At 40.4% G+C, this 12,000-nt stretch carries 9 protein-coding genes; 3 read left to right on the top strand and 6 right to left on the bottom strand.

What is annotated here, in order from left to right:
* Nucleotides 1–284 precede the first annotated feature (284 nt).
* A complete protein-coding gene (locus AB4128_RS19370) occupies nt 285–1,265 on the top strand; it encodes a DUF1254 domain-containing protein (protein ID WP_080915573.1) in 981 nt (326 codons plus the stop codon).
* Between the two features lie 56 nt (nt 1,266–1,321).
* Here the strand turns inward: AB4128_RS19370 and AB4128_RS19365 are convergent, their stop codons facing one another.
* From AB4128_RS19365 to dapA, 5 genes are all read right to left on the bottom strand, one after another.
* Complete coding sequence (locus AB4128_RS19365; protein ID WP_372038666.1) at nt 1,322–1,657, bottom strand: Fis family transcriptional regulator; 336 nt, start codon at nt 1,655–1,657, stop codon at nt 1,322–1,324.
* Nucleotides 1,658–1,790: 133 nt separating this feature from the next.
* On the bottom strand, nt 1,791–4,883 hold the full coding sequence (locus AB4128_RS19360) for an efflux RND transporter permease subunit (protein WP_055025880.1): 3,093 nt from the start codon (nt 4,881–4,883) through the stop codon (nt 1,791–1,793).
* A complete protein-coding gene (locus AB4128_RS19355) occupies nt 4,880–5,962 on the bottom strand; it encodes an efflux RND transporter periplasmic adaptor subunit (protein WP_119968258.1) in 1,083 nt (360 codons plus the stop codon). The genes AB4128_RS19360 and AB4128_RS19355 overlap by 4 nt, the downstream gene beginning before the upstream one ends.
* Before the next feature lie 322 nt (nt 5,963–6,284).
* A complete protein-coding gene (gene bamC / locus AB4128_RS19350) occupies nt 6,285–7,385 on the bottom strand; it encodes an outer membrane protein assembly factor BamC (RefSeq protein WP_055025878.1) in 1,101 nt (366 codons plus the stop codon).
* On the bottom strand, nt 7,386–8,273 hold the full coding sequence (gene dapA / locus AB4128_RS19345) for a 4-hydroxy-tetrahydrodipicolinate synthase (RefSeq protein WP_119968259.1): 888 nt from the start codon (nt 8,271–8,273) through the stop codon (nt 7,386–7,388).
* 355 nt (nt 8,274–8,628) lie between these two features.
* On the opposite strand from dapA, the gene AB4128_RS19340 reads away from it, so the two are divergent.
* Together AB4128_RS19340 and bcp are read left to right on the top strand one after the other, a co-directional pair.
* On the top strand, nt 8,629–9,156 hold the full coding sequence (locus AB4128_RS19340; RefSeq protein ID WP_055025876.1) for a glycine cleavage system protein R: 528 nt from the start codon (nt 8,629–8,631) through the stop codon (nt 9,154–9,156).
* A gap of 22 nt (nt 9,157–9,178) precedes the next feature.
* Entirely contained in the window at nt 9,179–9,649 is a 471-nt protein-coding gene (gene bcp, locus AB4128_RS19335) for a thioredoxin-dependent thiol peroxidase (protein ID WP_055025875.1), read from the top strand.
* A gap of 89 nt (nt 9,650–9,738) precedes the next feature.
* Here bcp and AB4128_RS19330 read toward each other — a convergent pair whose 3' ends face one another.
* Complete coding sequence (locus tag AB4128_RS19330) at nt 9,739–11,745, bottom strand: cation:proton antiporter (RefSeq protein WP_372038664.1); 2,007 nt, start codon at nt 11,743–11,745, stop codon at nt 9,739–9,741.
* Nucleotides 11,746–12,000: the final 255 nt, after the last annotated feature.

Raw genomic sequence — 12,000 nt, 5'->3', positions numbered from 1 at the left:
AAATGCCCCTCTAACGTGCATAGAGTCATTCATTCTGCACCCGAATGCAGTGTATTCAATCGTCGTATTCATTATTTTTAGTCCTGATAAAATATGGTCTTAACATTAAGCTTCCTGCCCAAAGACGCAGCACTTTCACAGCACCTGTTAAATTAACTCTATTACAAATAAACAAATTTCCCTTGTCGTCAGCCAATTAGCACTAGCTTAATTGTCATTTGTTATAACTGCGCCAATGAGTTAGCTTAGATTATAAACAGATCACTTACTCTCAAGGAAGAACTATGAAAATTGTATCCAAACTTGCTGCTATTGCGCTATTAACCTCAACTAGCGTGAGCGCTGACCCTATCATCGTCAATCAAGATAACTTCCCTCAGGCTTACACCAACCTTAGGTTTGCTGCGATAATTGAAAAAGCGGGTGGCTTAAACACGTTCTTAAAGATGCCAGTTCCAAGTAGTGATCCGACACAGCAATTCGTTGTCAGAATGAACAGAGATACAGCTTATTCAACTTCTGTTTTCGATTTATCTAGCAGGAAGGTTTATATCACCATCCCGAAAACGGATAAATATGTCACCATACAAATCGTCGATGAAAACCATGAAACACAACGAATGATATATGGGCCTGGCAGACACTTAATAACCGCTAAGACAGATCATGCATTCGTCATAGTCCGTACTCTTGATAGTGAATTACGTGACAATATTGTGGTAGAGGCGCCGAAACCAAAGCCATTCAAAACAAAAAACTGGGATAAACCATCTTTCCAAAAAACTGAAAAAGAAGGGAATGCTGATTTCAGTGATGGTTATTACCAAGCTGGTGCTTTTAGTAATGTTGAAAGCGGTCAAACTCCATACATGAACTATGTTGGAGTCGCAGGTGGCTGGGGCGGCGCAATGGTCATGGATAACATTTATCAAACCAGCCCCTATTTTGACGCTAATGGATGTTATGAAACCACATTCGTCAATCCAGAAGCAAAATACTTTTGGTCAGCGACTGTTTATAACGGTGACGGATATATGTTTAATGACGTAGCCAATATATCAAGTGAAATGAACCCAAAGCAAAATAAAGATGGAACTTACACCTTGCGTTTTGGTTGTAAAGGCCAGCCAAATAATATTCCAGTATTAGAAGGAAATACCACTGGTAAATTCAATGTCTTGATGCGCCATTATGGCCCAAGTGACATGGTGAGCAATGGTGAGTATGGCTACAACATGACTCAGTTTATTAGAAAGGCAGATTAATGTTAATTACCTAATCAAAAGGTTAATTATTGCGAACTGAATTTAAGCAAAGTAAATTACTTCAATCGCTTTGCCCAATTGCCATTATGCTGCGCCTCACAACGTGTTTCGCTATCAAACACAATTTGTTTGGTTTGCAGCTTAATGCCCTGCTGCTGTAATTGATGGATAATCAAATTCTGGATATAAACATCTTCCTTGTTTAACACTAAATCCGTCAGTTGAGCATCATTTTCAAAAATACAGACGACTTTTAATGATGTCGGAAATGCATTGAAATTAACCGTATGAGTTAGCCATTCAAAACCTGGATATTGCTCAAGTAACCTATCGCAAACTTCTGTCAGTGTTTGAATAATTTGTTTTTCTATTTTCTTATCTGTTTTTTTCATATCATCACTTCTCCGTTGCCAATCTTTCCGACAATCATCGAGTAACTTTTCTTTTAGCTTTATGAATTAGCAATAAAAAAGCCAGTTTTATATAACTGGCTTTTACCGAACAAACCGAAAGCTAAATGGCTAATTAATTTTTTAATTCTTCATCTAACAGTTTAGCGATTGCTTCAGGTGAGCTACTGTTTCGAGCAAAAATACTATAAGCAACAGGTATCACCAATAAGGTGAAAAAAGTTGCTAATAGAATGCCTGAAAGCACAACAACACCAATCACAAAACGAGTTTCAGCTCCTGCACCACTTGATAACACCAAAGGAATTGCGCCTGCAGCTGTGGTAATACCCGTCATTAAAATAGGTCTTAGACGCTGCGCCGAGGCTTGAACAATCGCTTCATCAAAAGCAATCCCTTTATCTCGCAATTGGTTAGCAAACTCAACAATCAAAATACCATTTTTAGCTGCCAGTCCCACCAGCATAATAATACCAATCTGACTGTAGATATTGATGCTTTGACCTGTAAACCATAAACCGATTAACGCCCCTAAAGTAGCTAATGGCACAGTTAACATAATCACCATTGGATGCACATAGCTTTCAAATTGCGCCGCTAATACAAGGAACACAATACCGAGTGCTAAAACAAATACAAAGTACATAGAATTACCAGAACTTTGATAATCTAACGATTGTCCTTTGTAGCTTATGACAGCTTCAGCTGGCAGATAAGTATGGGCAATATCGTTCAAGTAATCTAACGCTTCGCCTAAACTGTAACCATCCGCTAAATTCGCTTCAATGGTGATTGCTCGCATTCGGTTATATCGATTTAACGAACTTGCATCAGCATATTCTTCGACCTTAACTAGGTTAGATAACGGCACTAACTCACTGGTTCTATCCGAGCGAACATAGATATTTTCAAGATCAGAGGCTGTATTTTGATTGTCGCGATTACCTTCAATAATGACATCATACTCTTCACCGTCACGCATAAAGGTTGTCACCAAACGTGACCCTAGCATTGACTCTAAAGTACGACCAATATGTGAAATAGACACGCCTAAATCTGCAGCACGATCTTTATCTATCGCCACTCTTAACTGCGGTTTGGTTTCTTTATAATCATGGTCAAGTCCAACGAGCATCTGATTTTCAGAGGCTTTTTCTAATAACATATCTCGCCAAAGTGCAAGCTCTTCGTAACTTGGGCCACCTAATACAAATTGCACAGGTTTACCGACACCACGCCCAAACGCTTGTCTCATGATCGGGAATGCTCTCACCCCAGCTAAATCAGAAATTCGACTACGGATATCGACAATAATTTCATTCGCAGGTCGTCTAACAGACCAATCTTCTAAAACAATAATCGCCATGCCGTTAGAAAAGTCAGCCGCGGTTCCAAAGCCCCTTGGTGCACGAATTAACAGACGCTTAATATCACCAGACTCAACTAAAGGCATTAACCTACCTTCAATTTCATCCATGTATTTTTCAATATACTCAAAGCTTGCACCTTGAGGGCCGTTAACGACTAGGAACATTGAGCCCCTATCTTCACTTGGTGCAAATTCTTGTGGAATTTTATTAAGCAAATAACCACTGACAGCAAAGGCAACGACCACAATCAGACCGATTAAATACGGCTGCTTAATCGCGGAATTAAGGTTTGACTGATAAATTGATGACAGATAATCCATTAAGGCATCAACTTTTTTGACTAACCATGAGCTCTCACCAGCAGGCTTTAATAATTTAGAGCACATCATTGGGCTTAAGGTTAATGCCACTAAGCTCGAGAATATGACCGCTGCGCTCATAGTCACAGCAAACTCTTTAAATAGTTTGCCTAAATCACCGTCCAAAAAGCTTATCGGCATAAATACCGCAATCAAAACAAGAGTAGTGGCAACAACGGCAAACGCAACTTCTCGACCACCAAGGTAAGCCGCCTTCAACGGTGAGTCGCCAAGTTCAATACGGCGGTGAATGTTTTCAAGCATCACGATTGCATCATCAACCACCATACCAATCGCAAGGATCATCGCTAACAGCGTTAACAGATTAATTGTGTAGCCAAGGCTATAAAGAACAATAAATGTTCCCATGAGCGATACAGGCACGGTTAGCGCTGGAATTAACATCGCCCGCACGCTACCCAAGAACAGATAGATCACGATAATGACTAAGATCATAGCAATAAAGAGTGTCTGATAAACCTCTTTAATTGAAGCTTCGATAAACACTGAGCTATCGTATGAGCGTTTAATTTCCATTCCAGCAGGTAGAGTTGGATTAATCACATCAACTAGTGCATTAGCCGCACGCGCCACTTCTAACGTGTTAGATGTTGACTGCTTAGATACACCGAGTCCAATCATTGATTCAGTGTTACCACGGAACATAATACGCTCTTCTTCAGAGCCGATTGCAACCTTGGCGACATCACCCAACTTAACTAAGTAACCATCGTCACCTTGGGTAATCACTAAATTGGCAAAGTCCTGTTCGGTTCTAAAACTTCTATCAACTCGCACTGTAAAGTGACGCTCTTTTGATTCAATAGAACCAGCAGGCAATTCAACGTTTTCTGAGCGAAGCGCGGATTCAACATCCGCTACCGTCAAGTTTCGAGATGCCAATGCTTGGCGATCAATCCAAATTCGCATGGCATACACTTTACCGCCACCTAAACGAATATTGGCGACACCGTCTACGACTGAAAAGCGATCAACTAAATAACGACGTGCGTAATCGGTGAGCTGCAACGTTGTCATTTGATCAGAGACAAGGTTTAGCCACATGATCACTTCATCACCACCGTTAGCTTTCTCAACCTCTGGCGGATCGGCTTCTTCAGGTAAATTGTCTAACAATCCAGAGATTCGATCACGTACATCGTTAGCTGCAGCTTCAATATCTCGACCAACATCGAACTCTAACGTCACTGAAGAGCGACCGTCACGGCTTGTTGAGCTAACATGCTTAATCCCTTCGACCCCACTAATCCTATCTTCAATAAGTTGGGTAATACGACTCTCAACTACCGTGGCACTCGCACCACGATAACGGGTATCAATAGACACAACTGGCGGGTCAATATTGGGATATTCTCGTAAGGGTAGCTTTTCAAAAGACACTAAACCCAAAATGATAATCAAAATACTAATTACAGATGCTAATACCGGTCTTTTTACTGAAATATCAGTTAATATCATGCGGCGTTCTCCGCTCCGGCGACCTTAGCAAAGTTAAATGCTTCAGCTGCTTCTGTTTTTACCTCATCGCCAGGTCTCACCTTTAATAGGCCGCGAATAATCACCGGCTCATCAATCACAAGTCCATCAATGATTTCTACCCAGCCACGATTTCTAATACCTAGAGAAACTTGTTTACGTTCAACAATATTTTCATCATTCACTATGTATACATAATGCTTTGATTGAATGGGAATAATGGCTGACTCAGGTAATAGTAAGGTTTCACGGTTTTGCTTGATTAGTTTCACCTTCATCAACATACCCGGTAACAAAGCAGAATCTGCGTTATCTATAATCGCACGAACAATAACAGCACGGGTTGATGGATTAACTCGGCTATCTATCGATGTGACTTCGCCTTTGAAAATACGATCAGGAAACGCAATCGCTTTTGCTTCAACACTCTTGCCTAACTGTAATTCTTGAATAAATCGCTCTGGTACAGAAAAGTCGAGTTTAATTTTACTGACATCATCTAACGTGGTTATTTGTGTGCCGGGAGAAACTAAACTACCTACGCTCACTTGCTTTAAACCAAGGCGCCCAGAAAATGGGGCATGAATGGCTCTGTCTTCTAGTGCCGCTTTAGCTTGTTCAAGTTCCGCTCTGGTGGTGTCAATTAATGTTTGAAGTCTGTCTCTTTCAAGCTCAGCAACCGTTTTACTGGTTACTAGGCTTCTAATACGGTCAAGTTCACGAAGGTTATCAGTAACTTTGACTTCAGCAGCTCTTACTTTTGCAACTTGCTCACGATTTCTTAGTTGTACTAACAAATCACCTTTAGAAACAATATCACCATCATTAAAATTAATGCTCGCGACCTGCTCAGTGACTTTCGGGGTAATGGTTATCGACTCAAACGCTTTGTTTGTTCCAATCGCTTCAACTTCGTCACGGACAGGAAGCATGGCAACTTTAGCCACAACGACATTTGGGATAGGTTTGACACGTTGATTAGATTTTTCAGGAGCCAAGGTTGATTGATAACCAAACCAAGCCAGAGCTAATGCTACGAGTAATATAATTGTTTTTTTCATCGTTATTCCGTTCATCCCTCTATCGAAAGAGGTTTGATGTTAGCGAGTATCAGTTTTGTGGCAAACGTTAGTTTACCTAGCGGTAACTCGGTATCAAGGCGTTTTACCTTTACTTACAAATTACACATTTAATTAACATTCAACTTCAGTACGAAATAACCTGAATCTAAGTTCACTTTTGGTGAATTATCCTAACCTGTCATGTAAACCTAGCGTTTTCGCCAACTCAATTGGCATTTCTAGCATAAAAAAAAAGAGACACATAAATGTGTCTCTTTGTAAGTATGTATGTCAGTGAAGCAAAACAAACAATAATGGGTGATTATCTCACCTTACGGTCAGCTTCCATGGCATCGCTAAGTACTCGGTATACTTCAGTGATGACTTCATTTGATAATGGATCACCTACTGCATTTTTAGCAAAAATCTTCGTTTGCTGTTTATCTTCTGTAGGCTCTAGCTCAACACGGTAATTACCGCGCTCTAAAGGTAACTTTTCATCACCCCATAATGAGCTCCAGAATCCTCCGCTTTCTTCAAGCACGATATAAAATAAGCCTTCAGCATTATTCATATCGACTATATCAAAACCAAGCTCTGGTAAAACTATACGTAGACGGTCCCAAGTTTTACTGTAATCCGCTTCAGCAATCCAATAAGCACCTTTATCTTCAGTTTCTGCCACTAAATCTAAAGTAATACCTAGACTCTGCTCGATACGGTCAGCTTTAATTTGCTTATCACGAGTAATACTCATGTAAGCAATAGAGTTATTCAGCATATCTATTGTGTAGCGACGTTTATCTTCACCACTTAAGAATACTTCTTGATCTTCACCGTCGTAAGATTCTTCATGTTCGATAAGATCTATGCTCATACTACCTGAACGGCCATGAGGACTAACATCTACATCGTAACGGTAGCGTTGGCGTAATAAGTAAACTTTATCTTCACCAAACCAACTTGAATCAATCACCTCACGGTTTTCAATCCAGCCTGTTTCTATAACGCCTTCTTCGTAATCTTCTTTTTCAATTGGCACTTCGTACTTATTTAAGAAGCCTTTTAAGTTTTCAAACACTTCTTGTTTTAAGTCTTTAGTTGTTGCGATAGATTCAACGATAACTTTAATATTATCGCTGCCCTCTTCCACACGTGTGCCTTCAGACATCGGCAATACAAGTAATGGAGGACGAATATCTAAACGCTTACCAACCAGTTCTTTATTAACTTCACTACCTGGCTCAGGAATATCATACTCTTTACCATAAGTTGGTGTTTTAAGCCCTTCAGGTATGATTAATAACGGCGCAGCTTTGGCATTAACAAAGTCATCATTGCCATTTGCAATACGTCGATCTGTCGGAGTGCTACATGCAGATAGTGCTGCTATAACGAGAATTGGGGTGACTTGCTTCAACATTTATTGGTTTACCTCTATCTGGGCTTGCTTCATCGCTTCTAACAACAGACCATGAAACTGCTCAGAAAGTTCAGTTAAAGGTAAACGAATATGTCCATGGCTAATTAAACCCATTTGATGAGCGGCCCATTTCACAGGAATTGGGTTTGCTTCACAGAACAAGTGTTCATATAAACCTTTCATTGGCTGGTTTATACTTTCTGATAACGCTAAATCGCCAGCCAGTGCAGCTTCGCACATAGCCTTAAAGGATTTTGGAACGATATTGTTGGCAACGGAAATGACCCCATCACCACCAAGTAATAAGAAATCTCTAGCCGTAGCATCATCGCCACTGTAAAGCTTAAAATCATTACCACATAATTCACGCAATTTAGCGACACGGGTTAAATCGCCAGTGGCTTCTTTAACACCGATAATATTAGGTACTGAGACTAATTCAGCGACGGTTTCAGGTAACATATCAACAGAAGTTCTGCCAGGTACATTATATAAAATCTGAGGAATATCTGTGCAAGCTGCAACGGCTTTATAATGTGCAATAAGCCCTTTTGGCGTTGGCTTATTGTAATATGGGGTCACGCCTAACATGCCTACGATGCCTGAATCGGCCATAGATTGAGTCAGCTCAATAGCTTCGGCAGTGGCATTGGCGCCATTTCCGCCAATAACAGGAATGCGTCCTGCAGCAAACTTAACCGTTTGCGCTACAACTTGTGCATGTTCTTTCATCGGTAAAGTCGCTGACTCACCTGTTGTCCCAACGGCGACAATCGCATCTGTGCCTTGGTCAATATGAAACTCTACCAGCCTTTCAAGACTCGCGTAATCTACTGTGCCATCACTATTCATTGGTGTGATTAAGGCAACGATGCTTCCGTTTATCATCTAAATTCCCCAAGGTTTCAGGATTCGCTATGTTACTTATGCCTACTACTAATGACAAGCATTAACGGGGCTCTTAAATGCATTTATCTAAAACGTTTCACTATTCGCCAAAAATAGGCTAATAATTTACGTAAATATCAACGTTGTTTACAGAAGAAATAAACTTTATTTCCTTATAAATCAACAGTTATTAAAATATATTCACTAAACTAGTCATAATTCAAACAGATTAAAGGCAAATACACACATACTTATGTGGTTTTCTTTTAGTTATGGTAGCATTACAACCCGCAAAAAAACTTTGCGTTAGCTCGCTAGTTTACGCTCTATGATATCGAAAAAGTGAGGAAAATCCATGACCAACTATCTGGTCGTTACTGCTATGGGTGCTGATCGCCCAGGTTTAGTCAGTCGTCTATCCCGTTTAGCCAGTGAATGTGAATGTGACATCGTTGATAGCCGCATGGCTTTATTCGGAAACGAATTCACCTTAATCATGATGATTTCTGGCTCGTGGGCTGCCATCACTAAGATAGAAACTCTATTACCTGGTTTAAGTGTTGAGCTTGAATTATTGATGGTAATGAAGCGTACCTCTAAGCACACCCCTAAGAATTTCATTTCACGAATTGAAGTTAGTGTAAATGGGCAAGATCAGCGCGGTACCATGAAGCGTATTACCGAGTTTCTTGCCGACCGCTCACTGGATTTAGCCGCAGTTCGTTCTCACGCTGATGACGATAATCTCACTCAGACAATTTTATTCACCATCAATGTGCCTGAAAAAGTTGATCTGGTTAAGCTTGAAAACAGTATCCATGAACTCGCAGCAGAACTTTCGTTAGATTGTTCAATCAATCACATGCAAGCAAGTGAAAAATAAGTAATCAAAATAAGGACTATTAATGAATACCCTAACCGTTGGTGATTCAGCACCGCAATTTAGCTTACAAAATCAGTTTGATGAAACCGTATCGTTAAGTGATGCATTAAAAAATGGGCCAGTATTAGTTTATTTTTACCCAAAAGCATCAACACCAGGTTGCACAGTACAGGCACAAGGCTTACGTGACAGTAAAGCTGAGTTAGCTAATCACAATGTTACGGTTTTCGGTTTAAGTCCAGACCCCGTGGCCAAGCTGCTTAAATTTAATGATAAGCAAGAATTAAACTTCTCACTACTTAGCGATGAAGACCACGCTGTTGCCGATGCATTTGGTGTATGGGGTGAAAAGAAATTTATGGGTAAAATTTACGACGGTATCCATCGTTTAAGCTTCTTGATTGGCCAAGATGGCAAAGTTGCCCATGTATTCGACAAGTTCAAAACTAAAAACCACCATGAAGTGGTCCTTTCGGTATTAGCTGAGCAATAACACTAAGATATCGAGTGAAAACCTCAATAAAAAAGCTTCGTTTCGACGAAGCTTTTTTTGTTGGTAATAATGACGTTTAATCTACAAAACTATTGCTTTGTTTCGTCCTTTTCATTAATTGCATTATTCACTGTAGTGTCAGCTTCTGCATCACCTTCTGAATCAACTGCAGTTAACGTTTGCTCAGTTGGTGCTTCTTCATTGTTAAGCACTGCTGTTTGCTCTTGTGAGTCAAGGGTCTTTTGAGCAGCTTTATTGGCTTGTTCTTCTGCTTCGGCTATATTACGTTGAATAATCGCTTGCTCCTGCGCTTCTTGTGGCAACAGGCTAATTAACTCAATTCCAACGGGTAAGTCAGTGTCTTCACCTGTGACAATTTTAACTTTTTGCTCTTTGGTTAAATATATCAGTGGCATTGCGGTTTCACCGTAACGCTCCCTAAAATGAGTCAAGGAGAAGTTTTCAGTAATGTTGGTCACTTTAATTACTGCGCCTTTTGACATATAGCTCGCAATGCGAGCATATGAGACTGACTCCCCAAATAAACATAATCGTTTTAAATACGATTCTGACAATTGGTGCCTTGCGCTACCACCTTCGGCGTTATTTAGGCCGTATACTTTTTTAACGCCAAATAAATCCTGAAAATGAAAGCTTACCAATGGGTTTAATTGTCGATAAGGCGATAGAATTAGCACTCTGCCGATACCACTTAAATCCATAAAGTTTTCAGCATGTTCTGATGCAGGGTTACCAAAGTACACCGGAATATTTGCCATTCTTGCTTGGCGAATGTTGTCCCAGTTATTATCAGCCAATACCACTTTAACATTTTTATCAGTCAGAACTTTTGCTAGTTCTCGAGAGAACTTAGATGCGCCAAATAATAGCAATCCCTGAGATGAGTCAGCCTTAACCCCCAAAAACTTAGCCCAAGGGCTCGCAGTAAGACTTTGAATAACCACAGTGCCTATAATGATCAAGAACACTAACGGTACGATTGAACTTGCTCCGTTAACGCCAATGGCCTCCAATTTAATGGCAAAGAGTGATGATATGGCAGCTGCCACAATACCTCTTGGTGCTACCCAACTTAAGAACCATTTATCAGCTCGAGATAAACTTGTCCCAATTCCTGAAATCCAAATACTCAGCGGACGAGCAATAAATAAAACGACCAATAATACACCGACGCCTCCCCATCCTAGATCCAACATCGCTGTCGAATTTAATCGCGCGGCGAGTAAAATAAATAGTGCCGAAATCAACAGTACAGTAAGCGTTTCTTTAAACTCTAAAATATCGGCAATGTCGACGCCACGCATATTGGCAAGCCATATCCCCATGACCGTCACCGTCAATAACCCCGATTCTTCTTGAAGCAAATTCGATCCAACAAACATACCCAGCATGATGGTTAATACGGCGGTATTTTTTAGATAATGGGGAAATACATTGGTTCTTAGCGCAATACCGATGAGGTAGCCCGCAATGGCGCCCATGCCAAAACCAAGTAAAAGTGTCATTCCTAAAGCTGACAAAACATGCGTCGTAGGATCTGCTGCAGCGGCGACTGCAATATACTCATAAACCAGAACAGCGAGAATCGCCCCAATAGGATCAATAACGATACCTTCCCAACGTAATATGCTGGCAAGGTTTGATTTGGGACGTACGGTGCGCAGCATGGGAACAATCACTGTTGGGCCCGTAACAACAACTAATGCGCCAAACAACATAGCCATAGGCCACTCAAAACCTAATAACCAATGTGCTGCTGGTGCAATACAAGCCCATGTAATAAAAGCGCCAAAAGTCACTAAATTGGTCACCATTCTGCCGTGATCTTTTATTTCTTTAAAATTGAGCGTCAGTGCGCCTTCAAATAAAATGACCGCCACACCTAACGAAATGATAGGGAAAAGTAAATCACCAAAAATGGCATCTGGATTTAATATATCTAGACCTGGGCCAAGTAATAACCCACAAAGAAGTAGCGGTAAAATAGCGGGTAAACGAAACTTCCAACCTAACCATTGACACAATAGAGACAAGACGCCAATTAACGCAAGCATGCCTGTGATGTGTTCTACCATGTTATTTCCTTATAAAGACACTAAATACTTATGCCATCAAATGTTGACGCTAATACCTTTAATAAAATACTAAATGTGATTATAGAGCAAGCAGTAATTGACAGTTTGATAGCATTTTATCGAATTTGATTAACATTGAAGAGCTAGTATTAAGAGTGGCAATAAATATTGTATATTCAGTAGGTTAAATTGAAGGCACAAAAAAGCCCTTGTCATATGACAAGGGCTAATCTGTTTGGCGGAGCGGACGGGACT

The sequence above is a fragment of the Shewanella sp. 10N.286.52.A9 genome (assembly GCF_041468985.1).
In the GTDB taxonomy this organism is placed as follows: Bacteria; Pseudomonadota; Gammaproteobacteria; order Enterobacterales; family Shewanellaceae; genus Shewanella; species Shewanella japonica.
This window is presented reverse-complemented; position numbering and strand designations above follow the sequence as displayed.